The sequence below is a fragment of the Pseudomonas sp. Z3-6 genome (genome assembly GCF_051131985.1).
GTDB classification, from domain to species: Bacteria; Pseudomonadota; Gammaproteobacteria; order Pseudomonadales; family Pseudomonadaceae; genus Aquipseudomonas; species Aquipseudomonas zanjanensis.
Window position 1 is genome coordinate 4530674 of record NZ_CP071644.1, and the last position, 25579, is coordinate 4556252.

Annotated in this window: 22 protein-coding genes; 14 read left to right on the forward strand and 8 right to left on the reverse strand. The window is 62.3% G+C overall.

Annotation, left to right across the window (positions count from 1 at the left end; genetic code table 11):
* Positions 1 to 303: 303 nt before the first annotated feature.
* Complete coding sequence (locus J3P88_RS19525; protein ID WP_434571069.1) at positions 304 to 648, forward strand: DUF6124 family protein; 345 nt, start codon at positions 304 to 306, stop codon at positions 646 to 648.
* A gap of 320 nt (positions 649 to 968) precedes the next feature.
* On the opposite strand, the gene J3P88_RS19530 is transcribed toward J3P88_RS19525, so the two are convergent.
* Together J3P88_RS19530 and J3P88_RS19535 are read right to left on the reverse strand one after the other, a co-directional pair.
* Positions 969 to 2207, reverse strand: a complete 1239-nt coding sequence (locus J3P88_RS19530) for a M20/M25/M40 family metallo-hydrolase (RefSeq protein WP_186708662.1) — start codon at positions 2205 to 2207, stop codon at positions 969 to 971.
* A gap of 85 nt (positions 2208 to 2292) precedes the next feature.
* A complete protein-coding gene (locus J3P88_RS19535; RefSeq protein WP_434571071.1) occupies positions 2293 to 3378 on the reverse strand; it encodes a diguanylate cyclase in 1086 nt (361 codons plus the stop codon).
* A 268-nt stretch (positions 3379 to 3646) separates the two neighbouring features.
* Here J3P88_RS19535 and J3P88_RS19540 point away from each other — a divergent pair, with 268 nt between their 5' ends.
* The 3 genes from J3P88_RS19540 to J3P88_RS19550 all read left to right on the forward strand — a co-directional run bounded on the left by J3P88_RS19540 (position 3647) and on the right by J3P88_RS19550 (position 6928).
* Positions 3647 to 4576, forward strand: coding sequence for an alpha/beta fold hydrolase (locus tag J3P88_RS19540; protein WP_434571073.1), 930 nt, complete (start codon positions 3647 to 3649; stop codon positions 4574 to 4576).
* A 144-nt stretch (positions 4577 to 4720) separates the two neighbouring features.
* Positions 4721 to 6109, forward strand: a complete 1389-nt coding sequence (gene hglS / locus J3P88_RS19545) for a 2-oxoadipate dioxygenase/decarboxylase HglS (protein ID WP_434571075.1) — start codon at positions 4721 to 4723, stop codon at positions 6107 to 6109.
* Positions 6110 to 6409: 300 nt separating this feature from the next.
* The gene (locus J3P88_RS19550; RefSeq protein WP_434571077.1) at positions 6410 to 6928 is read left to right on the forward strand and encodes an Hcp family type VI secretion system effector; all 519 of its coding nucleotides are present in this window, start codon (positions 6410 to 6412) and stop codon (positions 6926 to 6928) included.
* A 501-nt stretch (positions 6929 to 7429) separates the two neighbouring features.
* Here the strand turns inward: J3P88_RS19550 and J3P88_RS19555 are convergent.
* The 6 genes from J3P88_RS19555 to J3P88_RS19580 all read right to left on the reverse strand — a co-directional run bounded on the left by J3P88_RS19555 (position 7430) and on the right by J3P88_RS19580 (position 14186).
* Positions 7430 to 7603 carry a hypothetical protein gene (locus J3P88_RS19555; RefSeq protein WP_434571079.1) on the reverse strand — a complete coding sequence of 58 codons (174 nt, stop codon included), beginning with the start codon at positions 7601 to 7603 and terminating at the stop codon, positions 7430 to 7432.
* A 26-nt stretch (positions 7604 to 7629) separates the two neighbouring features.
* Positions 7630 to 7872 carry a hypothetical protein gene (locus tag J3P88_RS19560; RefSeq protein ID WP_186730067.1) on the reverse strand — a complete coding sequence of 81 codons (243 nt, stop codon included), beginning with the start codon at positions 7870 to 7872 and terminating at the stop codon, positions 7630 to 7632.
* Positions 7873 to 7938: 66 nt separating this feature from the next.
* Entirely contained in the window at positions 7939 to 9009 is a 1071-nt protein-coding gene (locus tag J3P88_RS19565) for a lipocalin-like domain-containing protein (RefSeq protein ID WP_434571081.1), read from the reverse strand.
* On the reverse strand, positions 8999 to 11467 hold the full coding sequence (locus tag J3P88_RS19570) for an FtsX-like permease family protein (RefSeq protein WP_434576560.1): 2469 nt from the start codon (positions 11465 to 11467) through the stop codon (positions 8999 to 9001). Before J3P88_RS19570 ends, J3P88_RS19565 begins: the two co-directional genes overlap by 11 nt.
* Positions 11467 to 12135 carry an ABC transporter ATP-binding protein gene (locus J3P88_RS19575; protein ID WP_434571083.1) on the reverse strand — a complete coding sequence of 223 codons (669 nt, stop codon included), beginning with the start codon at positions 12133 to 12135 and terminating at the stop codon, positions 11467 to 11469. Before J3P88_RS19575 ends, J3P88_RS19570 begins: the two co-directional genes overlap by 1 nt.
* A 353-nt stretch (positions 12136 to 12488) precedes the next feature.
* Positions 12489 to 14186 (reverse strand): sulfatase-like hydrolase/transferase, encoded by a 1698-nt coding sequence (locus J3P88_RS19580; RefSeq protein ID WP_434571085.1) that lies wholly within the window; start codon positions 14184 to 14186, stop codon positions 12489 to 12491.
* A gap of 375 nt (positions 14187 to 14561) precedes the next feature.
* On the opposite strand from J3P88_RS19580, the gene J3P88_RS19585 reads away from it, so the two are divergent.
* From J3P88_RS19585 to J3P88_RS19630, 10 genes are read left to right on the forward strand one after another with little or no spacing between them, the layout of a single operon-like run.
* Positions 14562 to 15926: a UDP-glucose dehydrogenase family protein gene (locus J3P88_RS19585; RefSeq protein WP_411385072.1), complete on the forward strand. Its 1365-nt coding sequence runs from the start codon at positions 14562 to 14564 to the stop codon at positions 15924 to 15926.
* Entirely contained in the window at positions 15923 to 16978 is a 1056-nt protein-coding gene (locus J3P88_RS19590) for an NAD-dependent epimerase (protein ID WP_434571087.1), read from the forward strand. Before J3P88_RS19585 ends, J3P88_RS19590 begins: the two co-directional genes overlap by 4 nt.
* Positions 16975 to 17721: a sugar transferase gene (locus J3P88_RS19595; RefSeq protein ID WP_411385074.1), complete on the forward strand. Its 747-nt coding sequence runs from the start codon at positions 16975 to 16977 to the stop codon at positions 17719 to 17721. The genes J3P88_RS19590 and J3P88_RS19595 overlap by 4 nt, the downstream gene beginning before the upstream one ends.
* The gene (locus J3P88_RS19600; RefSeq protein ID WP_186708626.1) at positions 17722 to 18366 is read left to right on the forward strand and encodes a CpsD/CapB family tyrosine-protein kinase; all 645 of its coding nucleotides are present in this window, start codon (positions 17722 to 17724) and stop codon (positions 18364 to 18366) included.
* 20 nt (positions 18367 to 18386) lie between these two features.
* Positions 18387 to 19409: a polysaccharide biosynthesis/export family protein gene (locus J3P88_RS19605; protein WP_186708624.1), complete on the forward strand. Its 1023-nt coding sequence runs from the start codon at positions 18387 to 18389 to the stop codon at positions 19407 to 19409.
* A 15-nt stretch (positions 19410 to 19424) separates the two neighbouring features.
* Positions 19425 to 21017, forward strand: a complete 1593-nt coding sequence (locus J3P88_RS19610; RefSeq protein ID WP_411385076.1) for a GumC family protein — start codon at positions 19425 to 19427, stop codon at positions 21015 to 21017.
* Positions 21014 to 22117: a glycosyltransferase family 4 protein gene (locus J3P88_RS19615; RefSeq protein ID WP_186708620.1), complete on the forward strand. Its 1104-nt coding sequence runs from the start codon at positions 21014 to 21016 to the stop codon at positions 22115 to 22117. Before J3P88_RS19610 ends, J3P88_RS19615 begins: the two co-directional genes overlap by 4 nt.
* Positions 22114 to 23484 (forward strand): O-antigen ligase family protein, encoded by a 1371-nt coding sequence (locus tag J3P88_RS19620; protein ID WP_434571091.1) that lies wholly within the window; start codon positions 22114 to 22116, stop codon positions 23482 to 23484. Before J3P88_RS19615 ends, J3P88_RS19620 begins: the two co-directional genes overlap by 4 nt.
* Positions 23481 to 24440, forward strand: a complete 960-nt coding sequence (locus J3P88_RS19625) for a glycosyltransferase (protein WP_434571093.1) — start codon at positions 23481 to 23483, stop codon at positions 24438 to 24440. The genes J3P88_RS19620 and J3P88_RS19625 overlap by 4 nt, the downstream gene beginning before the upstream one ends.
* Complete coding sequence (locus tag J3P88_RS19630; RefSeq protein WP_434571095.1) at positions 24433 to 25569, forward strand: glycosyltransferase family 2 protein; 1137 nt, start codon at positions 24433 to 24435, stop codon at positions 25567 to 25569. The genes J3P88_RS19625 and J3P88_RS19630 overlap by 8 nt, the downstream gene beginning before the upstream one ends.
* Positions 25570 to 25579: the final 10 nt, after the last annotated feature.

Sequence of the window (25579 nt, forward strand, 5' to 3'; positions counted from 1 at the left end):
CCTCACCTTGCGCCATTGCCTACAACTACGCCAGAATCCGCCGGCTTGTGCGCCTTGGGGCCAGGGCTTTATCGTTTCCGGGTCGCTGACGAATCAGCGATCGGGTTTGGTAGCCCGGTTTCCTGGCGCACGTGCATCCTGATGCAAGGGACTTCTACGTCCTCTGTTTTATGGTGGTCATGCGCAGGGCGTTCTCGGACGCGCCGGGTTGCCAGGTAACCGGTCTACCAACCTTCGTATGGCCACCACCCTTCGTTTGGTAGCGAGAGTGATGGCTCCAATTTCTTATCTGGAGTTTCATCCATGTTCAAACCAACACCCAACCCGCCGGACACCGATCCAGCCAAGTCAAAAGCGTTCGACAAAGCCGCCGACCGCGCCCTCGACCACTACCTCAAGCCCAAACCCAGCAAACCCGAGGCTGATGAAGGCCAACTCTTCACAGTCGCCAACGGTGTCGACACCGAAACCCTGCTCGCCAACCTCAGCGAAAACCTGGCCTCGGCCAACGCCATGCTCAACGACCTGGCCTTCGACCTGGAAGGCTCAAGGCGCCACATTGCCCTGGGCATCCACCAATTGATCGAATTGAGTGGACAGCTGGCAGACCGAGCGCTGGACAACGTCGAAGCCCGTCCCTCGACATAGCGCATCCCCCGTGGCGAGGGAGCTTGCTCCCGCTGGGTCGCGAAGCAACCCCAAGCATTGTGTGTTGAACCAAAAAACTTGGGCCTGCTGCGCAGTCCAGCGGGAGCAAGCTCCCTCGCCACGAAAGCCTTGTGTTTATCGTATTACCATCGATGTAGGAGCCAACCACCGAGTCTTGCAGCACATTCCCTTGCTCGCGAAGGCGGTGTGTCAGTCAACATGTGATCGACAGACAGATCGCTTTCGCGAGCAAGCTCGCTCCCACAGGGTTTCGAGGTGTTCACCCTATGCTCGGTTAGCACCCCGAACGACACAGCGCATCAGCGCCCCGCCAACTCCATGATCATCCGCGACAACAGATAAATCCTTGGCACCACGCTCTCGACTTCGGCGTACTCCTCCGGCGTGTGGATATTGCCACCCACGATGCCAAACCCATCCAGCGTCGGCGTACCGACCCCGGCTGACAGACTGGCGTCCGCCGCGCCGCCACTGCCTTCTTCGGTCAGTTTGCGCCCCAGTTCGCCATAGATGCCCTGGGCCATGGCCATCAATCGGTCCGACTCCGCCGTCTGCGGCATCGGTGGCAGGCCGCGCTTGAGGCTGGTGGTGACTTCGGTATCGGCGATCAGCTTGTCCTGTGAAACACGGGCCAGGTCTTTTTCGATACGGTCGAATTCTTCCGGCACCGCCGCGCGTACATCGGCCTTGGCGCTCGCCTGGTCGGGGATCACGTTGGTCCGGTCACCGGCCTTGAGTACCGTGAAGTTGATGGTGGTTTTCTTTTCCGCGTCGCCGAGCTTGCCCAATTGCAGAATCTGGTGCGCGGCTTCCATCGCCGCATTGCGCCCCAGTTCCGGCGCGACACCGGCGTGGGACGCCTTGCCCTTGACCTCCACCAGCGCCGTGGCACTGCCCTTGCGCCACACCACCAGGCCGTCGGCCGGGCGACCCGGCTCGAGGTTGAGGGTCACGTCGTGGGCCTTGGCGGTTTTCTTGATCAGGTCGGTGGCCACGTCCGAGCCGGTTTCCTCGCTGGCGTCGAGCAGGAAGGTGATTTGCGCGTAATTCTTGAAATCGAGATTCTTGAGCACTTTCAAGGCGTAGATCCCGGCGACGATGCCGCCCTTGTCATCCATCACCCCCGGCCCGTAGGCGCGGCCATCCTTGATGTGGAACGGGCGTTCGGCGGCCGAGCCCTCCTTGAACACCGTGTCCATGTGGGCCATCAGCAGGATTTTTGCTTTACCGGTGCCCTTGAGGGTCGCCAGGATGTGCTGGCTACCGTCCGAATTCGGCACCTTCTCGATGGTAGCGCCCAACTTTTCCAGCTCGTCGATGGCAATGTCACCGACCTGGGTCAGCCCTGGCACATAGCCGGAGCCGGAGTCGATATTCACCAGCCGCTCCAGCAGTTTCAGGGCCTCGCCCTGGTACTGCTGCGCATCGGTCAGGATTTGTTGATGGGGTTGCGCGAAGGCCATGGGGGTGAAGGCGCCAAGGGCCAGGCTCAGGCCGAGGCTGACGGCCAGACGGGAGCGAACAGCGGTCATCGTCATGATTTCATCCTTGTTCCGTATCGAAAGAGTGCCATAGGCACCCTACCCGACAATGAACCAAGGCTCTAGACAGCAGGTGGCCATCTCAGAGGGAAACAACCGATGCTTCCAGCACCGGCCGATGCCGGTGGCAAGTGACCCGGTTGCGCCCGCTGGTCTTGGCTTCGTATAACGCCTGGTCTGCATCGTTGAGCCAAAACGTTGCGTCGCCATACGCCGGGTTGAACACCGCCAGGCCAATACTCAGGCTCACTTTAAGCGCCGGATCCTGCTCGTAGCTGAGGGTCGCGAAGCGCTCACGCAAACCATCCATTGCCTGCACAGCGTTATGCAGGGTCAGGTCCGGCAAGACCACGCAAAACTCGTCGCCACCATAACGCCCGACAATGTCGGCGGCGCGCAGGTTCTGCCTGAGCAGCTTGCCGAGCCGGCGCAGCACGACGTCGCCGGCGCCGTGGCCATAGGTGTCATTGATGGCTTTGAAATGGTCGATGTCGATCAGCGCAATCGCGCCATGGGCCGTCCCGTCCGCTGGATGGCGCCCGCAACGCTGGAACTCCTCGTTGAGGCGATCTTTCCAGGCGCCATGGTTGAGCAACCCGGTCAGGCTGTCGGTACGACTCAGGGCCAGCAACTCACGTTTCTGCCGCCCCAGGGTGTAGGCCTGGCGAAAGCAGATCCAACCCAGTGCCATCGGATACAGGCACAGCAGCGGCAGACAAGCATAGATCTGCGTCGGGCTGGTCATGGGCACGCCGGTCAACGGGAAGATCACCATGCCCACGGCGATGCCCGCCACTTGGGCCACAACCCCGACGAGCAGGAAACGCAGACCACCGATGGCGACGTTGTTCATCGCCATCATCGCCAGCGTGACGGCCGTGGGCAACGGGTTGAATTGCATCGCCACGACCCAGAAGCCGCCGAGAAAGGCATCGATCAACAAGTTGCGGTGTTCGGCGTGGTACGGCACCGCGCATCGGCGAGCCCACCCATAGGACAGGTGCGGCCAGAGCAGGCCGTTGAACAGCATGAGGCCCCAGACCCAGGGCGGCGGATCGAGGGGATAGAGCGCGGCGCTGACCAGCAGCAACCCCAGCGTCAGGCCCAGGATGCGCGATACGTAGAGCCTCCTGGCCAACGACAGTCCCTTTTTTCCCGTCTTTTGCATAGACGCCTCTGCACCGCGGGTTTCCCGAATCATCGGGATGGGCTTGCCTGGAGTCTATCAGGGCGGCATCAAATAGCCACCACTGAATGCAGGGGTATTTTCTTCGTCAAAATGCGGGGCTCTGCTCGGATTTTGGCTATATATGACAAGGAAGTCCGTGACACCTCGCAAAGCAGGTTCCTGGGCAACGATGTTCCCGGGTTAAGCTTCACTGAACACCGCCTGATCCGTTTGATTACATTCTGTCGCAGCCCACGGAGGGCAAAACATGCTGGTGTTGTTCGTGGTTATTGCTGTACTTATCGCCTGGAGTTGGTTGACCTATCCCGGCATTGGCCATGTGATCTACGACATGAGCATGGCCTTGGAAGCACGCCTTTACCGGTTGCGCAAAATCACCGTGCCCATCAGTGAAATGACCGTGTCGACCTGGCAGGGCGGGCCTTATGAAGCGTCCGCCAGCATCCTGATGCTGCACGGCTACAGCGGCGACAAGAACCTCTGGCTGCGGGTTGCCCGACATCTTGTTGGTGATTACCGAGTGGTGATCCCCGACCTCCCCGGCCATGGCGAAACCGGCTTCAAGGCCGGCGGCGGCTACGACATCCCGACCCAGGCCCGGCGAATCATCGAATTGCTCGACGCCTGCGGCTTGGACAAGGTCCACGTGATCGGCAATTCCATGGGTGGGCATCTCGCCGCGTGGCTGGCAGCCACTTCGCCTGACCGCGTGCTGACCCTGGCGCTGCTCAATCCGGCCGGTGTCACCTCCCCCCAGCCCAGCGACATGGACCGCCAATTGGCCGCCGGTCATAACCCGTCCCTCGTGCATTCGCGGGAGGAGTTCATGCCGTTCTACGCAATGACCATGGCGTCGCCGCCCTGGGTACCCGGCATGGTCATGGCCGCGGTGGCCGAGCGTTATGTACAGCAACGCGAAGAACTGGCGGAGATCTACACCGACTTTCGCGCCAGCCCGCCAATGGAGCCCCACTTGGCCGCCATTCGTGCCCCTTCGCTGCTGCTCTGGGGTCGCCAGGACCGGGTGATCGACGTCAGCAGCGTACCCGCATGGAGCAAGGGCATCGCGGACTTGCGTGTGGAAATCTGGGACGGGATCGGCCACCTGCCCATGATCGAACAACCAGGGAAAACCGCGGCGCTGTACCGTGACTTTCTCAAGGGATTGGGGCAGTGATCATGATGCAAGCAACGCCCGGTGGTGAACCGGTGGGTCAGTCCCTGGCAGAATGAAGTCCTGAAGATTCTTCGTTTGCCGGGACCGGCGAAGGCTGCGATCTTTCGTCCAACTTTCCCACAGCCCTCGCCAGGAATTCCCACGATGAGCTTCGTCAGCCCCGACCTGATCCGCCAACGCTTCTCCAAAGCGATGTCCGACATGTACCGCGACGAGGTGCCGTTGTATGGCGCACTGATGGAGCTGGTGGAAGCCACCAACGCCCAGGTCCTGACCGAACAGCCGGAACTGGCCGCCCACCTGAGCAACACGGGCGAACTCGAGCGCCTGGACCTGGAACGCCACGGCGCGATCCGCGTCGGCACCGCCGCCGAGCTGGCGACCCTGGGGCGACTGTTCGCGGTCATGGGCATGCAGCCGGTGGGCTACTACGACCTCACGCCAGCCGGTGTACCGGTGCATTCCACCGCGTTTCGCGCCGTGCATGAAAGCGCCTTGCAGGTCAGCCCGTTCCGGGTGTTTACCTCGCTGCTGCGCCTGGAACTGATCGAGAATGCCGAGCTTCGGGCCTTTGCCGAATCGGTGCTGGCCAAACGGCAGATCTTCACCCCCGGCGCCCTTGAGCTCATTGACCTGGCCAAACGCCAGGGCGGCCTGAGCGAAACCCAAGCCGAGGACTTTGTCCTACAGGCCCTGGAAACCTTTCGCTGGCACCACAGCGCCACCGTCACCGCCGAACAGTATCGGCAACTGAGCGCCCAGCATCGCCTGATCGCCGACGTGGTGGCGTTCAAGGGCCCGCACATCAACCACCTGACGCCGCGCACCCTGGACATCGACATCGTCCAGGCGCGGATGCCCACGCATGGCATCACGCCCAAGGCTGTGATCGAAGGCCCACCCCGTCGCCAATGCCCGATCCTGCTGCGCCAGACCAGTTTCAAGGCGCTCGATGAGCCCGTTGCCTTCACCGACCAGCCCCAGACCCGGACCCAGCCCCAAGGCAGCCATAGCGCCCGCTTCGGCGAAATCGAACAACGCGGCGCCGCGCTCACACCCAAAGGCCGTGCGCTTTATGACCAATTGCTGAACGCCGCGCGCGATGCGCTGGGGGAATTCCCCAACGAAGCCAACGCCGGGCGCTACAACGTGCTGATGGCCGAACACTTCGGCGCATTCCCGGATAACCACGATGAGCTGCGCCAACAGGCGTTGGCGTATTTCCGTTATGTCCCGACGCCCAAGGGCCTCGCCGCCAAGGGCACCCTCGAGGCAGCGACCACCCTGGAACACTTGCTCGAACAGCAATACCTGCGGGCCGAGCCCTTGGTGTACGAAGACTTCCTACCCGTCAGCGCCGCCGGCATCTTCCAGTCGAACCTCGGCGACGCCGCCCAAAGCCATTACGCCGGGCAATCCAACCGCCAGGCTTTCGAGGCGGCGCTGGGGCGAGGGACCATCGACGAGTTGGGGCTGTATGCCCAGACGCAACAGCGCTCCATCGATGAGTGCAGGGCCGCATTGGGCGTATAGGAATACACCGAAGGATAAAACGGCAAGAAGTTGCCTGGGGGGCGCGTGCAGCGTGGCGCGCCTTCCTGGGTGATTCTGCCCGGATGGCGCGGTGTGCGGGTGGGCCGCGAGGATCTGTCATGCGCCGGGCAAGGGTTTGTGCGCTTTGTGACCGCCCTGGAAGATATAAGCACCAAGGGTCAAACCAACCTATTGATATCTATGGTTTTTTTGAAGATGGCACAGCTCTTGATAACCGTCAGGCCACCTCGGGGCGATTTCCGTCCCAGGCCCTTAGTTATCCAGGAAGGAGAGCATCCCTTGGCTACCCCCGCATATATGACCATTACAGGCGCCAAACAAGGTCTGATCACTGCCGGTGCGTTTACCATTGACTCGGTTGGTAATATTTTTCAGGAAGGTCGTGAAAATAAAATCATGGTGCAAGGTTTCCAGCATCGGGTGACTGTTCCGCGCGATCCGCAATCCGGCCAGCCGACCGGCCAACGCATGCACCAGCCCCTCATAATCACCAAAATGTTCGACAAGGCCACGCCGTTACTGCTTGCGGCCCTGACCAGCGGTGAATGCATGAATGAAGTCGAGATCCAATGGTTCCGGACATCCGCCTCGGGCAGCCAGGAACATTACTTCACCACCAAGCTGGAGGACGCGATTATCGTCGAGATCAAGGATTACATGTTCAACTGCCAGGACCCGGCGAACGCGCACTTCACCCATCTGGAAGACGTGCATTTCACGTACCGCAAAATCACTTGGACCCACGAAGTCAGTGGCACTTCGGGTTCCGATGACTGGCGTTCACCCATAGTCGGCTAATGTTCGAGCGCAACCACTCACGCATGGGCCACCGCTGTTGGCCAATGTGCAAACAAATAATTGAAAGTCATTGATTCAGGACGGTGTTCGCCCAGTGCGACGGCCTCGGCAATCCATGCACTGGTAAAGAGCCTGACACTGGGCGAACGGGGACAATAATAATGGAACTTTCAGACTATGTCCGGGAGAGTGTTTAAATAATTGTTTATCTTTGATCGTAACTGCCGCCGATTGATCATGACTCGCACAGTTACATTGTGACCGAACCGCGGAACCTGTGGCGAGGGAGCTTGCTCCCGCTCGGGCGCGCAGCGGCCGCTTTTGGGGCTGCTTCGCATCCCAGCGGGAGCAAGCTCCCTCGCCACAGTATTGAATGGCAACTCCTGCACTAGCCGTACAACCGGTTATACAAGACATGGACAAATACAAAAAAGTTATCCATGAATAAAAATTAAACAACCATTAAAAACTCTTTTTTAATACCCCTCGGCATGACGCACTTCATCCACGCCGTCCGTTTTTTTGCGCATCGGCATCCCCCGCATCAGGGTCACCGTGTTGCTGTTTGCGCTTGGCCGGGTCATTGGGCCGCAAGGCATCGTTATCGCGTTCCACTTCGCCGGGCAATGCTGGCGCGTCCGGGTTGGGCCGGGTTTGATCGGGGCTGTGGTTCATGGCGAACTCCTGGGGTCATTCGGGATTCAGGCATCGGGGTCGGCGACTTCTTCGGCGACATTGGCATCCGGGGAGCGCTGGTGCAGTTGCTCGGCCTGGGTCTTCAAATCCTGCCAGCGTGCCAGATCGATGGCGCCGCGGCCGAACAGGTCATTGGCCACCTGCATCAACTCAGTGAAATGAGCATCGGGGGACTGCTGCCGGTAGGCCTTGTCGTCGAACAGCCGCTGCCAATCGGCCAGCGACGGAAGCTTGAGGTCATCGCCCATGACGGACTCCTGCGAGACATTCATAGGTTATGAGGGTCGGCGTTCGCGGGGAGTTCCAGTGATTTTTCAGTAGCCGGTCATTTCCAGGTAACCCGTGCCGCCCTGGTTGCCGCTCAGCCGCACCGGGCCTTCCCAATAGGGAATGCGCAAGTCCATCCAGGCGTTGGGGTTGAGTGCCTGGGTGATGATGTCGAGTTGCTTGCCCGGGATCTTGATGGCCCAGCGTACCGGCATCGAGCGCCCGGCGACCTTGGCCGTGTCCAATGGCACGAGACTGATCTCCTCGGCGCGCAGGGTTTGCGCCCGGCCCTGGGCATCGACCCAGGTGCCCGTGAGGTAAGGCGCGCCGTGCTTGTGGCGCATGCGATAGAGCATCAGGTGCTGGCCATTGTCCAGGTGCAGGGAGAACCAGTCCCAGCCGGTCTGGTTGGCGGTCAGGGGCTGGCTGCTCCATTCGCGATCGAGCCAGGCCGGGCCGCTGACCGTGTAGCGCTGGCCGTCGATTTCCAGTTCACCGTCGGCCTGGAAAAACGGCTGGCTGTAGTAGTACGACGCCTGGCCCTGTTCGGATTTCTGGCTGAAACCTTGATCGCCCTGCAACACCAACGGACGGTTCGACGTCAGCCGCAAGGCATAGCTGAAGCGTCGGTCGCGAGCCTTCAATTGCATGTCCGCCAACGGCTCGGCCGCTGAAGCCTGGGTGCCGAATTGCCAGTCGTCGATCCAGGCCTCGAAGGGCTGCACTTGCACCCCGGCCTGCCCCACCCCACCTCGCGCATAACGTTCGGCGGCATAGTGCACGCTGTCGGAAGTGACCGCCGCATGACCGAGCCAGATTGCCTGGTTGCGCCAACCGCTGGCTTGGGGTGCGGCATCCAAGGCGCTGCGAAACAGCGTCCATTGCACGCCGAACTCTCGGCCTTGGGAATCCTTGAGGTTGGCGGTGATGTACCACCATTCGATGCGAAAACCGTCATGCATACCGTGGTCGGCCGGGAAACTGAACACCCGCCCAGGCACGACCGGCGTGAACGCGACAGCCTGGTCGCCGAGGCCGGCGAAGCCCTTTTGCGTCGGCGCCGAGTCATCACAACCGCTGAGCAACGCCAGCAGCAACAGGCCGGATTTAATCTTCATGAGCAAAGGTCCTCAGCAAATCCGCCGGCTGCGTGCGGTACAACGCATACAGCGGCCAGGCCGATGCCAGGAGCGTGGCGAGCATCGCCAGGGCCAGCAGTTGCGCCAACTGCAATGGGAACACCCGCAACGGCAGGCGCCAGCCGAAAGCCTGCACATTGATCACCGCGTCCAGGCACCAGGCCAGGGCGATGCCCAGCGGCAAGGCCAGGACCAAGGTCAGCAGCGCCAGTAGCCAGGTCTGGCCGAGGTTGAGCAACATCAACTGCCGACGCGTCACCCCCAGTGCCCACAGCGGCGCCAACTGGCCGAGACGGCTCTGGCTCTGGGTCAGCAGGCTGATGAACAACGCCACCCCGGCTACCGCCAGGGTCAGGCTGTTGAGGGCGGCGGTGGCGGCGAAGGTACGTTCGAACACCTGGGTCGACCAGCCCTTGAGCCGGGCCTGGTCGACGATGCGGCTGTCATCCAGGCCGAACCGGCCCTGCAATGCCGTCACTAGCGCCGGGATCGCGGACGGCTCGATGCGCAGGTTGAAACGGTTCGGCGTCAGGTTCGGCCAGTGCGCCAGCAAGTGCTCGACGTTGACCAACACATGGCCCTTGGGATTGCCGTAATCGGCGTAGACGCCGACGATGCGCAGTGCCCAAGGTCCTTGCGGCGTCGGCAAGGTCAACTGATCGCCGATCCTCACCTTGAGGCGTCGGGCCAGTTGTTCGCTGAGCATGAGGGTGTCGGCGGCGGCCAACTGCTCCCACGGCTTGTCGCCGGACGATTCCAGCAGCGGCCAATGCTGGCGATAGTGAGGGTGATCGAGGATGCCGTGGATATCCGTCGGCCAGCCCTGCAACGGGAGCGAGACTTGCCAGAGGGGCACAACGGCAGTGATCGCTGGTTGCTGCTTGAGCCAGGTATGCAGCTCCTCGGCCTGGGCCGGGGTTTGCGGGTTGATGTACAACTCGGCGCTCAGCCGTTGTTCGAGCCAGTTGCTGAACGTCTGGCGAAAGCCGGCGGTCATGCTGCCGGCGCCGATGTTCGCCGCCAATGCCAACAGCAGGGCCATCAGCGCGAGGCTCAGGGTCGGCAATTGTTGGCGACAATCGGCGAGAAACCATTGCCCGAGCACCGAGCGGCTGCGGCGCAACAACCACGTCAGCATGCCGCTGAGCAACACCGGCAAGGCCAGCGCCGCGCCCAGCAACAAGGCGGTCATCAGGACAAAACCGCTGGCCAGGCTGTCGCCCCAGACCAACGCCGATGCGGCAATCAACGCCGCCACCGTCGCCACCCAACCCTGGCGTCGCAGCCAGCGCCCATGGGCTTGATGCCAGGCTTGGGGATTGGCCAACGCCAGCAAGGGCAGGCGCGCCGCCCGCAACAGGCTGTCGGCGCCGGCCAGCAGCGCGCCAAGCAAGCTCAGGCCGACACCGCTGAGCCACCATGCCGGGCTGAGGTTCAAGTGCCCGGCCACCTCGGCGCCGTACAAACCCCGCAGGCTCGCCGCGACATCGGGCAATAACAGGCTCGCCAGCCAATAGCCGCTGAGCACCCCGGCGATCCCACCGAGCAAGGCCAACCCGCCCAGTTCCATCGCCAGGCTGGTGACCAGTACCCGCGCACTGACGCCACAGGCCCGCAGGGTTCGCAACAGACTGCGGCGCTGTTCCAGAGCCAGGCCGATGGCCGCGTGAACGATGAACAGCCCCACCACGAAGGATAAAAAGCCCAGGGCGTCGAGGTTCAGGTGGAAACTTTCGGTCAGGCGCGAGAGGTTGTTTTCTTCATCGGCGCGCTTGAATTGCAGTCGATCGCCGAACGCCTCCGGCAACGCGGCGCTGAACGTCGCGGGCAACAGCAGCCGCGACAGGTGGTCCGGCATTCCGAGTACCGCTTGGGCAAACCCGATGTCCATCAACAGCACGCCCGGCGCCATGTCCTCTTGGACATGCAGCGGCGGCAGGGGTCGTCCATCGACGGTTTGGGGCTGGTCGCCCTCACCCAGCCCCAGGGCCTGCAAAGTCTGCGAGGCGATCCAGGTACGACCGGGACTGGTAAAGAACTCCACCACCTCGCTCATCTCCCGCGCCTGTCCCGCCAACGCCGCACCGGGCGGCAGCGACACCGGGTCGATGCCCATCAGTTGCAGACGCTGGTCCTCGTGACCCTTGAGCACCACCCGGGCCTGCAACACCGGCGACACCGGCCAGCCCTGGCGCCGCAAATCGACAAACCATTGCTGAGGGAAGGTGCCGCCGCCGGGTGCAGTGAGGCTGGCCTGGGGTTCGCCGCCGATCAGTTGGCTGGCCCGGGCGTAGCTGTCCCGGGCCTGACTGTTCAGCGCTTGCACGCCGGTGAGCAGACTGGTGGCGAGCCAGAGGCCAGTCAACACGCTGAAGAACTGCACCGGGTGCTGGCGCCAATGACTGAGCAGGGCCTTGAGGGCCTGGCAGAAAATCATCACCCCTGGGCCACCTGCGCCAACCGTCCGCCATGCAACACCACGCGTTGGGCCAGGCGAGCCGCTACCCGGGGACTGTGGGTCACCATCAACAGGCTGGTGGGGCTGCCCTCCAGCAGTTCCAGCAACAGTTGCAGCACTTCGTCACTGTTGGCTTCGTCGAGGCTGCCGGTGGGTTCGTCAGCCAGCAACAAGGGCGGTCGAGAAGCCAGCGCCCGCCCCAGCGCCACCCGTTGCTGCTGGCCGCCGGAAAGCTGCTCAGGGTAACGCCGCAGCAACCCTGAAAGCCCGAGCCGCTGCACCAGATGGGCTTGCCAGGCCGCGTCATAGCGACCGCACAAGCGGGCCTGGAACGCTAGGTTGTCTTCCACCGACAAGCTGCTGATGAGGTTGAACTGCTGGAACACCAGGCCGATTTCCGTGCGCCGCCAATTCGCCAGCTGGCTTTCACTCATGCCGTCGAGTCGATATTCGCCACTGCGAATGCTCCCGCGATCGACCTTGTCCAGCCCGGCAACCAAATGCAGCAAGGTACTCTTGCCGCTGCCAGATTCCCCCATCAGCGCCAGGCTGCTGCCGGGCATCAGGGTCAGGTCGACACCCTGCAGCACCGGCAACGGGCCTTGGGGCGTGGGGTAGCTTTTGAACACTTGGCGGACTTCCAGCATGGGCAGCCTCGACGGGTGGGCGTGAGGCTCAGGATAGCGGAGGTTGGGCGCACTCAACACCTCCCACCCACTCACCCACCGCCATCGCGAGCAGGCTCGCTCCCACAGGGTTTACCGTTGATCAATCCGTGGCGTGATGGCTGGGTAGCTTTTGTGGCGAGGGAGCTTGCTCCCGCTTGAGTGCGCAGCGCTCATCGCTTTTTTTGGGGCCGCTGCGCGACCCAGCGGGAGCAAGCTCCCTCGCCACAGGGTCGTGCAAGACCTTGTGGGTATCCAACATCATCGCAAACTGACCCTCCGACATCGCGAGCAAGCTCGCTCCCACAAAGAGCCCAGCGCATGGGGGCCTTCAATCAATGCCCCGCCGCCATTTCGGCCTGGCCAGGCTGCGGCGTCACGATATGGTCCAGGTCAATATGCTTCCAAGCCGGTTTCGCCCCCAACCGCGCGTTGAAACGATAGTTGAACGTAAAATCATCCTCCGTCGGCTGGCTCAACGACCTGCCATAAACCGATTCAACCCCAACCGGGTCATACCCCATCAACTGCAACAGCGTCGGAAAGATGTTGTAGTGACTCGAACGATCCTTGTTCCGCGCCCAGGCGCCACGCCAATCAAGACTATCCAACTGACGGCCCTGGATCACCACCAACGGCACCAACCCCTCTTCGGGCATCGGGTCGCCACCACAATGAGTGTTGAGCCCGGGATTGCCACGCTCGTGCAGATCCTGACCATGATCGGAGGTGTAGATCAGCACCGCTCGGCTCAAATCGGCCTGCTGGAAGACTCGCCTGAAGAACTCACCAACGTTCCACAGCAAGGTGTTCTGGTACGCGTTGCGGTACAGCAACCAGTCATCTTTCTGCCCATCGAAGCCGTCGCGGCTGCCGGTATCGGCCACTTCCTGGAACTGCCCGCGCGGCAAGGTCGGGCGGTAGTTCATGAAGTCGTCGGGGTATTTGTCGTGTACCGGGAAATGCGCCCCCACCTTGTTGATCACCACCAGTTCAGCCTGGTGATCGTCCAGCAGTTCGATCAACTTCGCCGCCGCCGCCATGTCGCGGTCGCGCACGCTGGTCTGGTCGAATTGGACGAACTCATCGATGTCCTGTTTTTCCAACTCGGTCATCAGGTTCTGCAAGTTGCCGCCGGTGCGCTGGGCGTCGATGTAGACGGTACGCAAGCCGGCCTTCTTGGCGTACTGCCAGATCGACGGCCGAGTGCTATTGATGCGTATGTAGTCGGTCCGCGTCCCCCCGTAGCGCAAGGTGACATTGGTGTCGGCGCTGCAATTGGCTATGGACGCCGCGTAGCCGAAATTGAACATATCCACGCCCTCGGGCGGCGTTTTCAGGCCGCTGCGCACGCCAAACGGGGTGTTGATATCCAGGTAATTGCCGCCGACGCTTTCATCGATGATCAGCACTATGTCCTGCTCGATCAAGGATGATCGCCGCGTTAGGGTGACCGGCTCCCGGGGACCGATCGTGCTGTGCAAGGACTCGTAGGCCAAGAGATTCAAATAGGCCAACGGCGTGTACATCACCGGCAGGCCGCGCGCACCTTCGCCCGCCCGCACGAACAACACGCCACTGAGCAACATCACCCCCAGCACGGGCGCGACCACAGGCAGATAACCGGGCACTCGCAGCGTTCGTCGAGGCTTGAGAGCGATGCCGAACAACAGCAACAAGCCACCGATCACCGCGTTGATGATCACCTCGCGGTATTGATAGGCAGCCTCCTGGATAAAACCTCCCGAGTACACCAGCGAAACGAACTGGCTGTAGGTCAGGTAGCTGTCCGTGACCTGGGTGTACACCTCGAAAAACACCGCCGAAACAAACAACGCCAAGGCAAACACATGCCTCACTAACGTCTGGCGGATGTAGGCGCTCAACCACAGCGCCAGCACCAGCACCACGAACATGGCGCCGAACAGCACGGTCGCCAAGCCCAGGCCCAACGCGTCGAGACGGTCGAGGTAAGCGTCGTACCCCTTGAGCAGGTACAAAAGCAGGAGCAATTCCTTGAGGTAGCGGGCCATGTTTTCCTCGACCGGATCGCGGTGTCAAAAGCGCTTCGTTCCTGCACGTTAGCAGCCGGTTTTCAAAGTGCAAGAAACGTCCACCCACAACACGCGTCAAAAAAAAGTTACCCCAAAAACGACACGAAAATAGGTAACAAAATATAAAAATCTATGGATAACGACCGTTTATCGCTTTGTTAAATGCCGGACATCCCCAGTAAAACAGCCACTTTGCTAGAACAGTCAATGACTTGATATCAAAAGGCCCGATTTCACATGAATTGCCAACACTGACAACTGTCATTTTGCTGACACGCTTTTCTGAAGCTGCGCTATACCCCTCTAAACAGTTTCATCCGAGTTACATCATTCGGTTTGCGAGGCGCGCCAAAAATGGACGTGAGCGTATTTGGTACGGGGTATGTCGGGCTGATCCAGGCGGCTGCAATGGCCGACGTCGGACACCGCGTTTTATGCATCGATATCGACCCGAACAAGATCCGGCAACTGCAACAGGCTGTGCCAACCATCAGCGAGCCGGGACTGTCCAATCTGCTCGAAGACAACATCAAGGCCGGACGCTTGTCGTTCAGCTCCCAGGCCAGCGACGCGGTCAATCATGGCGAGTTGATCTTCATCGCCGTTGGCACGCCCGCCGATGAAGACGGCTCGGCCGACCTCAGCCATGTGCTGGCCGTCACCCGGCAGATCGCCGATTTCATGGACAGCGACCGCACCCTGGTCATCAAGTCCACCGTGCCGGTGGGCACCGCCGACAAGGTGGCCGAATGCGCCCGCCAGGCATTGGCCCGGCGCGGCCTGAAACAGCTGAACGTACGCGTCGTGTCCAATCCCGAGTTTCTCAAGGAAGGTAGCGCCCTGGCCGATTGCATGCGTCCGGACCGGATCATTGTCGGCACCGCCGATCCAGTGGCCCGCGACCAGATGACCGAGCTCTACGCGCCCTTCTGCCGCAACCACGAAAAACTGATGTTCATGGACAACCGCAGCGCCGAACTGACCAAGTACGCCGCCAACGCCATGCTCGCCACCCGCATCAGTTTCATGAACGAACTGGCCAACCTCACCGAACGGTTGGGCGCCGACATCGAAGCGGTGCGCAAAGGCATCGGCTCGGACCCGCGCATCGGTTATCACTTCATCTACCCCGGCTGCGGTTTCGGCGGTTCGTGCTTTCCCAAGGACCTTCGGGCCCTGCTGCACACCGCCGAACAAAGCGGCATGCCACTGCGCCTGCTGCGCAGCGTCACCGACGTCAACGACAGCCAGCGGCACATCCTCTTCGAAAAACTGGCCAAGCAGTTCCAGGATGGCCTGGCCGGCAAGTCGATTGCCATCTGGGGCCTGGCGTTCAAGCCCAACACCGATGACATGCGCGAAGCCCCCAGCCGCTACCTGATGGAAGCCCTGTGGCGCGAAGGCGCACGGGTCCAGGCCTACGATCCGGAAGCCATGTCCGAATGCCGTCGCCTCTACGGCTATCGCAAAGACCTCAATCTCTGCGCGACCCGCGATGACACCTTGGAAGACGCCGATGCCCTGGTGATCTGCACTGAGTGGAAGAACTTTCGCGTGGTGGATTTCGACCTGCTGGCCAGCAAGTTGCGCGCCCGGGTGATCATCGATGGCCGCAACCTGTACAACCCCGAACACCTGGCCGCCGCCGGGCTGTTGTATCGCGGTATCGGGCTGCGCCACACCGTGCCCGGCACCCCGGCGCCAGGGCCACAAGCATGAACATCCTGGTCACCGGCGCAGCCGGTTTCATCGGCGCCCACGTCGTGCTGCGGCTGCTGCGCGACGGCCATCGGGTGTGCGGGCTGGATAATTTCAACGATTACTACGACCCGCAGCTCAAGCACGACCGCGTGGCCTGGGTGAACGGCCAGGTCGGCAGCTTCCCCTTGGCGCGGCTCGACCTGGCCGACGCGCCGGCCATTGATGAACTGTTCCAAACCCGGCGCCCGGACGTGGTGATTCACCTCGCGGCCCAGGCCGGCGTGCGCTACTCCCTGGAAAACCCCCAGGCCTATGTCGACAGCAACATCACCGGGTTCCTGAACATCCTGGAAAACTGCCGTCGGTATCCCGTCAAGCACTTGATCTACGCCTCCTCGAGCTCGGTGTACGGCGCCAACACGCGCATTCCTTATTCAGTCCAGGACAATGTCGACCACCCGTTATCGCTGTATGCGGCGAGTAAAAAAGCCAACGAACTGATGGCCCACAGCTACAGCCACCTGTTTGGCATTCCCTGCACCGGCCTGCGGTTCTTTACGGTGTACGGCCCTTGGGGCCGGCCGGACATGTCGCCGATCCAGTTTGCCCGCGCCATCGCCGAAGACCGGGTGCTGCAACTGTTCAACCACGGCGAGCACCAGCGGGATTTCACCTACATCGACGACATCGTCGAAAGCATCGCCCGCCTGATCGACCGTGCGCCCCAGGTCACGCCCTTGCTGGATCACGAACAACCGGACCCGGCCACCAGCCGCGCGCCCTGGCGGATCTACAACATCGGCGGCCAGCACCCGGTGGCGCTGCGCACCTATGTCGCGCTGCTGGAAAAACACCTGGGACGAACCGCTCGCATCGAACTGCTGCCCCTGCAAGCCGGCGATGTACTCAACACCTGCGCCGACGCCAGCGACCTGGCACGGGCCACCGGCTTCCGGCCGTGCATCGCACTGGACGACGGCCTGGGTCGCTTCATCCAGTGGTTCCTCGATTACTACCCACTGCCTGCCCACGCGCCGCTCCCGGCCCAACCTCAGCGGAGGAGTCTATGACCCGACATGAACAAGCCATCGAGATCAACGCCCCCGGGCGCGACAAACGTGTCGATCCCGACCACCGCAGGCGCCTGGACGCGGCCATCCACCGCCAGGGCCGTGGATGGTTGACCGGTCGCGACGGCGGCCGGCCCTGGACGGTCTCGCGCACCAACCGTGTAGTGGCCTGCCTCGGCGCGCTGGCGATCCTGGTGGTGTTCTGCCCGCTGTTGCTGGGCCTGGCACTGCTGGTCAAATTTTCCAGCCCGGGCCCGGTGCTGTTCATACAGAAGCGCACCGGTTATCGCGGGCGGGTGTTCGGCATGTACAAATTCCGCACCATGGTCGCCGACGCCGAGGCTCTCAAGGAGTCGCTGCGCCACCTCAACAAACACGGCGCCGATGCCATCGATTTCAAGATCGACAACGACCCGCGCATCACGCCCATCGGCCGATTCCTGCGGCGCAGCAGCCTCGACGAACTGCCGAACCTGATCAACGTAGTGACCGGCGACATGCGCCTGGTGGGCCCGCGGCCGACCTCGTTCAACGCCTATCGCTACAAGGACAACCATCTTGTGCGCCTGAGCATCTACCCCGGCATGACCGGCCTGTGGCAGATCTCCGGGCGCAGCAATATCGACTTCGACCAGCGCGTGGAATTGGACCTCAGCTATATCGCTGAACAAAGCCTGTGGCTGGATTTGAAGATCCTGATGCTAACCCCCTTCAAAGTTTTCAGCGGCCACGGAGCGAGTTAAATGGACGGTTCAACGAATATCCTGACCATAGCCAGCCCGAGCGAGACCAACCTGACCTCGACCGTGCTCGACCCTTCCCTGCGGATCCTGCTCTTGACGTCCGCCAACACCGGCACTGGCACCAGCACCAGCGCCATGGCACTCGCCGCGCAACTGGCGCAGATGAGCAACGGTCGCGTCCTGCTGGTGGATGCCAGCCAGTCACCGCGCAACCTCAGCCAACAGCTGTCGTTGCACAAGGAGCGCGGCTTCACCGACCTGTTGTTCAACAGCCTTGCCCCGCCCCTGTTGCAGGATTGCGTGGTGCAGGCGTCCAGCCTGCCCTTCGACGTGCTGCCCCACGGTCGCCTCGGCCGCAATGCCGACCACCTGAGCCCCGAGCGCCTGCGCCCGCTGTTCAGGCAACTGGCGGCGCAATACCGCTTTGTGGTGATCGACGGCGACGCGGTGTATTCGGCCAGCGACACCCTGGTGCTCAGCACCCAGGTGGATGGCGTGGTGCTGGTGGTGCGCGGTGAAGACACCCGCTGGGAAGTGGCCCAGGCCACCCGCCAGCGCCTGTCCCAAGCCGGCGCGAAAGTGGTCGGCAGCGTGTTCAACCGCCGCAAGTACTACATGCCCAAGTGGCTCTACAACAACCTGTAAGCCTGCAAAAGGATGACGAGATGAACGCCAAGATGCTTGTCCTGCTGTTGCTGCCGCTTGCCGGTTGCTCCAGCACCACCGATACCCGCTCGATGCCGGTGCAGATCCTCACGGCCGCGCCGGCCAACGCCCAGGCCACCGACATGCCCAGGGTCGAACAAACCCTGAGGCCCCAAGATGTGTTGGATGTGATTTTTCACATCGACACCACCTCATCCCAGGCTTATCGAGTGCAACCTGGCGATCAGGTTGCCTTGAACTTCACCGCCGCCAGCCAGCTCAACGGCACGCAACAGGTGATGCCCGACGGCAGCATCGAACTGCCGGGCGCCAACACCTCGGTGAAAGTCGCCGGCCTGACCACCGACGAAGCCCGCCTGGCGGTGCAGCGTGCCTACAACCAGAAGATGCTGTTCCAACCCAACCGCAACCAATTGACCGTTCTGGTGACGAGCCCGCTGTCCGGCGAGACGAACTTGCGCAACACCCTGACCCACCCGGCCACGGGCATGAGCCGGGAAATCATCGTAGGCCGGGATGGCTACGCCAGCTTCCCGGAAATCGGCTCGGTGCCGTTGCAAGGCATGACCGTCACCCAACTGGAAACCTTCCTCAACGAGCGCTACGCGCAGCTGCCCGGCCACATGACGGTGGATGTGCTGCTCAAGTCCACCGCCGGCAACGAGATCTATGTCCTCGGCGAAGTGGCGCAGCCGGGTTCCTACCCGATCCGCCGGCCGATCTCGGTCCTCGAGGCCCTGACCCTGGCTCGTGGCACCAACGTCAAGGCAAGGCTCGACTCGGTGGTGATCATGCGTCGCAACGGCAATCAGGTTGAAGCCCGCCACTACGACGTGGAGAAGGCCCTGAGCGGTGACGCCTCGCAGATCGCCTACCTGCAACCGGAAGACATGCTGTATGTGCCCAAGACCGGCTTGGCCAAAGCCGGTGAAATGGCCAGGCAACTGGCCGACGTGGTGCTGTTCCAGGGCGTTGGCGTCAGCTTCGGCTACGACCTCGACAACGACAGCAGCGGCAACTGACCCAGGTGAATGATCATGAACCCCAAGGAAAACTATCTGCACGAGTTCTTCAGGATCTTCTTTGCCAACAAGCAGTGGGTGAAGCGCGTCTTCCTGATTTTCGCCATGATCGCCCTGGTGCTGCCGTTGATGCTCAAGCAGAGCTTCGACATCACCGCCCAGGTGATCGTCCAGTCGAAAAAGCTCTCCCAGGGCGACGCCACCACGTCGCTGAACCAGGAAAACGCCACCTTCATCCCGCCGTCCCTGGCGGACATGGAAACCGAGAGCAACATCCTGCGCTCGCCGGCGCTGATCCGGCAGACCATCAGTGTCCTGCGCGAACAGGGTGAATACACCCCAAGCCCCGGCATTCTCAACAAATGGGTGAGTGAACCGCTCAAGCGCTACATCACCCAGCCCCTGCGCGAGTACGTCGTCAACCCGCTGCGCGATGGCCTGGGGCTTGAGGTCGATCCGGTGCGCGACACCGTGCTCGATACCCTGACCGACGAGGCCATCGAGAACCTGAAGATCGAGACCCTGCCCGGCTCCAACGTCATCTCCATCGTCTACAGCTTCGGCGATCCGGCCCAAGGCACCCGGTTCGTGGCGCAACTGCTGCAGAACTACCTCAGCAACCGCCAGGACCTGCAGTCGATCGAACTGCCGCAAACCTTCTACGAGCAGAAGAAAGCCCAATACCAGACGCGCCTTGACGGCTTGGAAGGCAACCGCCTGACGCTGCTTGAAGGCGTCGGCTCTTCCGATCCCAAGGAAGAAATCACGTTCCGCTTGAATGCGATCAACACCGAGGAACAGGCACTGAACCTGTACCGGGATCGCTTGCTGCAAAGCCAACGCTGGCTCGATTACCTCAAGACCAGCCTGGCGGCGGCGAACAGCTCGCGGTTCAACGACTACACCTTCCCGTTCACCTTCACCACCACCGTGGACAACATTGCCTTCGAAGACCGGGAAATCCGGCAAATGGGCGAGCAATTGACCAGCCAGGTGAGCCGCTACATGAACGACCTGGCGATCTTCCAACCCAGCAGCGAACCGATGCTGCTGGCCCGGGAGCAGATCGTGCGCACGCGCCAGCAATTCCTCAAAGTGGTGAACAACCGCATCCAGGAACGCACCACCGACCTGGCGGTGGTCAGCTCGGTGATCAACCAGAAAGTCGAACGCATCGCAGCCTTCAAGGAACGCATCCACCAGTTGCAGGAAACCCAGAGCAAGCTGCGGCAGATGGACACCGAGATCAACGCCCTGCATGCGGCCTTCTCGACGTATGCCCAACGCTTCGCCGAGGCCAGCACCGCGCGTTCGCTGGACAACGACCTGTCCAACGCCCGGGTCCTGAGCCCGCCGTTCGAACCCACCGCCGCGGCCTTTCCCAAGCCGATGCTGATCATTGTCTTCGGCATGTTCAGTGGCCTGCTGCTGGCGATCGCCCTGGTCTACGTGCGTGAGTTCTTCGACCATCGCTTCAAGCACCCAGCGCAAATCAGCCAGCAACTGGATCTGCCGGTCTTGCTGGTGATCAACGAGCAGTCACCCGAGCAGATCAATCCACACCGCAACTGGAGCCTGCCCAGCCTTGTCCATTGGGTGAGAAATTGAACGCGCCGTTCGGCCCGTCCCGCCATGACAGCCCCTTGTCGATCATTCATCTGCTCGACAGCGGCGGCTTCTATGGGGCCGAGCGGATGCTGCTCGATCATTGCCTGGCGACACCCGGCCAACATCAGGTGGTGTTTCTGGCGGCGCCGCCGACCTTGATCACGCGGTTCCGCCAGGCCGGAGTCGATTGCCACCACTGCGCCAGTTGGGCCGAGTTGTTGCAACATTTGCGGCAACGGCGCGCCGAGCGACCACTGATCAATACCCACAACTTCAAGGGTCTGTTGTTCGGCTGGTCGGCGGCCACGATGCTGCGCCTGCCGCTGGTGATTACCCAGCACGGCTTCACGCCGCGCAGTCCAAAGCAGCGGTTCTATACGTGGCTGAGCCTGCAACTGTGCCGTACCGCGCCGGTCAAGCGTGTGGTTTGCGTGGCCGAAAGCATCGCGGCGCTGCACCGCCAGGCCAGCGTGCGGGCGGAAAAACTCGATGTGATCCCCAACGGCCTGCCCGCCGTCACGACGCCGCTGCCCCACCACGCCGACAGGCAGCGCTGGCGGGTCGGCTACGTCGGTCGGTTGAGCAGCGAGAAGGGCCCGGACCTGTTCCTCGACGCGATGATCCCGCTGTGCCAGCGCCATGCGTCGCTGCACGCGGTGATGCTTGGCGACGGCCCGGAACGCCAGTCCTTGCTCAAACGCATCACCGATGCCGGGCTGCCCACGCGCATCGAACTGCCTGGTTATCAGACAGACATGAACGGCTGGTGGAGCCGCCTCGATGCGCTGGTGATCAGTTCACGCACCGAAGGCACGCCGATGATCCTGCTCGAAGCCATGCAGGCCGGCGTGCCGGTGGTGGCGTTCGGCGTCGGCGGCATTCCCGATATCCTGCAAGACCGCCACAACGGCCTGCTCGCTACACCGGCCGACAGCGAGGCGCTGGCCAGCCAGATCGAAACGCTGTTCAGCGAACCGCCCCTGGCGCAGATCCTCGCCGACAACGCGCGGTGCACCCAACGCGACCGCTACGACCTGCGCACGCTGGCCGAACGCTGGTCACAACTCTATATCCGCACGGCACGGGAGGCTCGGCCATGATCGTCCCGCTCTCGATCGTCAGTCTGCTGGGGCTGGTCTGCCTGGCATTGCTGGCCAGTCCTTATCCGTTCCTGGCACCGGGCGCAGTGTTCGGCCTGGTGGGCGTCGCCATGCTGTACCGCAAGCCCAGCTGGGGTTTGCTAGGCATTGCCGCGCTGCTGCCGTTCGAAGGCCTGTTCAAGGACAACGCGTTTTCCGGCAGCAAATTCCTCGGCGTGGCGCTGATCCTGATCCTGATGCTGCAGTTGGCCTTGCACCAGATCCCTGGGACGCGCTTGCGCAGCAATATCTGGAAGCCGTTACTCGGCTTCATGGCGTTGTATGGCCTGAGCCTGTTGATCTCGGAAAACATCGGCGTGTCCCTGACGCATCTGCGAGAACTCGCCGTAGGGCTGATTCTGTTTGTGATCGCGCTGCTGATCGGCCGCGAGCTGAACCTGGATATGTTCGCCCGGCTGATGACGGTGAGCGTCGCCACGGCCTGCGTGCTCGCGATGTTTTCAGCCCGGTACCAGGATCAGGGCCGCGCCTCGGGTTTGCTGGAAGACCCGAACGCCTTTGCACTGTTGATTGCCTTTACCGTACCGCTGGCATTGCTGCTGACCCTACGCAGCCAGAACCTGTTGCACCGGTTGTTCTGGGGTGGCGCTTTCATCCTGTTGTTGGGCGGGATGACGAAGACAGAATCGCGTTCAGGGCTGGTTGTGCTGTTGCTCAGTCTGATGATCGGCTTGTATCACTATCGGGCGCAGCTACCTCGCATACGTCCTCGGCACCTGGGGTTCGCGATGCTCGGCCTGGCACTCATGGTTCCGGTGACAGTCGCCGTGATGCCGGCTGGCTACGTGGCGCGCATCCAGTCGTTGAGCATCCTCAGTTCCGGCACCAATGCCCACAAGGACGGTTCCTTGGGTCGTCGCGCCTCCTACATTGTGGTGGGCAGCCAGATGATCCGAGAGAACCCGATTCTCGGTTCCGGCCCCGGGACGTTTCCGCAGCACTACGCCCCCACCGGCTACGCGAAAGCATTCTCGGCCAATCGCAAAATGGGCGATCTGTACCGCCAGGCCCATAACACCTACCTGGAAATCTTCAGCGAAATCGGCGTACCAGGCGGCTTGATGTTTGTCGCTACGATTGGGCTGGGCCTCTATAACCTGATGCGCGCGCGCCAACTCTGGCTCCGGCGTAGGGACTGGGCCCAGGCGGACCTGCTGACGCACTTGGGCATGAGTTTCCTGTCGCTGGCGCTGTTCCTGATGTTCCTCAGCGCGCCGAACCACAAGTTGCTGTGGATCATGCTCGCCTTGACCAGCATTTTGCGCTACGACGCCGAACAGGCCGAGCCGCAGGAGGCCCGTTCATGAGCCGCGTAAGCATCATTATCCCGATGTACAACGAGGCCCGGCACATCGGCCGCACACTGCTGGCGGCGCAGGAAGCGGCTCGCCAGGCGCGGCAGGATTGCGAGTTGATCGTGGTGGACAACGGCTCCGACGACCATGGCCCGCGCATCGCCAACGAGCTGGGCGCGCGGGTGTTGATCGTACCTGGCGTGCACATCGGTGCCCTGCGCAACCGTGGCGCGGCGGTCGCCAGTGGGGAATGGCTGGCGTTCATCGACGCCGACATGGAAATGCCGGCCGACTGGCTCAAGTCACTGCTCGAAATGGAAGGCCGCCAGGGCGATGTGCTGGCGCTTGACCTGGATACGCCCGGCCAAGCGCCGTGGTTTGCACAGGCTTGGCAGCGCCGCAGTCAGCGTCCGGGCTCCCGCCCCTTGCATCGCGTGCAATGGTTACCCAGCGCCAATCTGTTGATGCGTCGCGCCTGGTTCGAACGGGTCGACGGTTTCGACGAGACCCTGCGCACGGGTGAAGACAAGGATTTCTCCCTGCGCCTGCGCCAAGCCGGTGCGCAGTTGTTGCTGGTCAACGAAAGCGTGGCCCTGCACTGGGGCTATGAAGGCAGCTGGCGCGAATGGATGAGCAAGGAGCTGTGGCGCCAGGGCAGTCACTGGCAGTTGTTGCGCAGCCACGGGCCGAGCCTGCGCCTGCTGCGGTTTCCCGCGCTGTCCATTGGCACCTGGGGCATGGATTTGCTGGCACTGATCGCCTTGCTTCAAGGCCAGGCGCGCCTGGGGCTGATGCTGTTGTTCATCAGCACATTGCCGGCCTTGGTGCTGAGCCTGCGCCAGAGCCAACGCGACCCGCGCCTGGCCTTGCAACTGTGGACCTTGCACGGGGTGCGCCTGCACCTGACCGGTGCCGCGCTGCTGCTCAATCTTTTCCAACGGAACGTCAGGAGACCTGCCCGTGGCTGAATATCTGTATTGGTCTTGCCTGTTGCTGCCGGTATACGCCTACCTCGGCTACCCCGTGCTGTTGACCTTGCTCGCCCCGCTGTTTCCGGTACGCCGCTACATCACGGCAATGCCCATGGACGTCAGCATCATCATTGCTGCCCATAACGAGGCGCGGCACATCGAAGCGAAATTGCGCACGCTGCTGGCCCAGGATTACCCGGCGCGCTCGCTGCAAATCATCCTTGCCAGCGACGGTTCCACGGACGACACGGTGGCCTGCGCGCGCAACGTCATCGACCCGCGGATTACCGTGCTCGACCTGCCACGCCAGGGCAAGGCGGCCGCCCTTAATACCGGCGTGGCCCACAGCAGCGGCGACATCCTGGTGTTCACCGATGCCGACAATCAATGGTTTCCCGACACCCTCGGCCATCTGCTGGTACCGCTAGGGGATCCTGAGGTTGGCGCCTGTGCCGGCCATATGGAGATTCCCGTGCCGGGCAAGGGCCTGAGCCTGGGCGATAGCCTGTATCGGCACTACGAAGGCTGGTTGCGGCGGGTGGAGAGTCGCACCGACTGCATGGTCTCGGCCGACGGTGCCCTGTTGGCGCTGCGCCGGGTTTTGTTCCAACCGATCCCGGCCCAGGTCAACGATGACTTTTTCCTCAGCACCTGCGCGCCGGCCGCCGGCAAATCCATCGTCTACGTGCCCCGGGCCCGGGTGACCGACCAGGGCGTGGACGAAGCCGACAAGCAGTTTCGCCGCCGCCAGCGGGTCACCGTGGGCGGGTTGCAGAGTCTGGCCCAGCGCCGGGAGCTACTTAACCCGCTGCGTCACGGCCTCTACGCCATCGGGTTGATCAGCCACAAATTGATCCGCCGCCTGGCGCCGGTGTTGCTCTTGCCGCTGTTGCTGAGCAACGCCTGGCTGTGGGACGACCATCCGTTCTATCGCCTGAGCCTGGTGGCGCAGTTGCTCGGCTACGCCATGGCACTGGTCGGCTTGATGGACGCCGGCCACCGGTTGCCCCGGCCCTTTCGCCTGGCGGCGTTCGTGCTGGTGACACTGGCGGGCATGAGTATCGGGCTCTGGCAGTTCCTGCGGGGCCAGCGCTACAGCCAATGGAACCCCGAGCAGAATCGCTAAGGAGAAGGGC

Excerpts from the sequence above, each read along its gene's own strand:
- J3P88_RS19525 (WP_434571069.1), top strand. The coding sequence starts at position 304 with ATGTTCAAACCAACACCCAACCCGCCGGACACCGATCCAGCCAAGTCA.
- J3P88_RS19530 (WP_186708662.1), bottom strand. The coding sequence starts at position 2,207 with ATGACGATGACCGCTGTTCGCTCCCGTCTGGCCGTCAGCCTCGGCCTG.
- J3P88_RS19535 (WP_434571071.1), bottom strand. The coding sequence starts at position 3,378 with ATGCAAAAGACGGGAAAAAAGGGACTGTCGTTGGCCAGGAGGCTCTAC.
- J3P88_RS19540 (WP_434571073.1), top strand. The coding sequence starts at position 3,647 with ATGCTGGTGTTGTTCGTGGTTATTGCTGTACTTATCGCCTGGAGTTGG.
- hglS (WP_434571075.1), top strand. The coding sequence starts at position 4,721 with ATGAGCTTCGTCAGCCCCGACCTGATCCGCCAACGCTTCTCCAAAGCG.
- J3P88_RS19555 (WP_434571079.1), bottom strand. The coding sequence starts at position 7,603 with ATGAACCACAGCCCCGATCAAACCCGGCCCAACCCGGACGCGCCAGCA.
- J3P88_RS19560 (WP_186730067.1), bottom strand. The coding sequence starts at position 7,872 with ATGGGCGATGACCTCAAGCTTCCGTCGCTGGCCGATTGGCAGCGGCTG.
- J3P88_RS19565 (WP_434571081.1), bottom strand. The coding sequence starts at position 9,009 with ATGAAGATTAAATCCGGCCTGTTGCTGCTGGCGTTGCTCAGCGGTTGT.
- J3P88_RS19570 (WP_434576560.1), bottom strand. The coding sequence starts at position 11,467 with ATGATTTTCTGCCAGGCCCTCAAGGCCCTGCTCAGTCATTGGCGCCAG.
- J3P88_RS19575 (WP_434571083.1), bottom strand. The coding sequence starts at position 12,135 with ATGCTGGAAGTCCGCCAAGTGTTCAAAAGCTACCCCACGCCCCAAGGC.
- J3P88_RS19580 (WP_434571085.1), bottom strand. The coding sequence starts at position 14,186 with ATGGCCCGCTACCTCAAGGAATTGCTCCTGCTTTTGTACCTGCTCAAG.
- J3P88_RS19585 (WP_411385072.1), top strand. The coding sequence starts at position 14,562 with ATGGACGTGAGCGTATTTGGTACGGGGTATGTCGGGCTGATCCAGGCG.
- J3P88_RS19590 (WP_434571087.1), top strand. The coding sequence starts at position 15,923 with ATGAACATCCTGGTCACCGGCGCAGCCGGTTTCATCGGCGCCCACGTC.
- J3P88_RS19595 (WP_411385074.1), top strand. The coding sequence starts at position 16,975 with ATGACCCGACATGAACAAGCCATCGAGATCAACGCCCCCGGGCGCGAC.
- J3P88_RS19600 (WP_186708626.1), top strand. The coding sequence starts at position 17,722 with ATGGACGGTTCAACGAATATCCTGACCATAGCCAGCCCGAGCGAGACC.
- J3P88_RS19605 (WP_186708624.1), top strand. The coding sequence starts at position 18,387 with ATGAACGCCAAGATGCTTGTCCTGCTGTTGCTGCCGCTTGCCGGTTGC.
- J3P88_RS19610 (WP_411385076.1), top strand. The coding sequence starts at position 19,425 with ATGAACCCCAAGGAAAACTATCTGCACGAGTTCTTCAGGATCTTCTTT.
- J3P88_RS19620 (WP_434571091.1), top strand. The coding sequence starts at position 22,114 with ATGATCGTCCCGCTCTCGATCGTCAGTCTGCTGGGGCTGGTCTGCCTG.
- J3P88_RS19625 (WP_434571093.1), top strand. The coding sequence starts at position 23,481 with ATGAGCCGCGTAAGCATCATTATCCCGATGTACAACGAGGCCCGGCAC.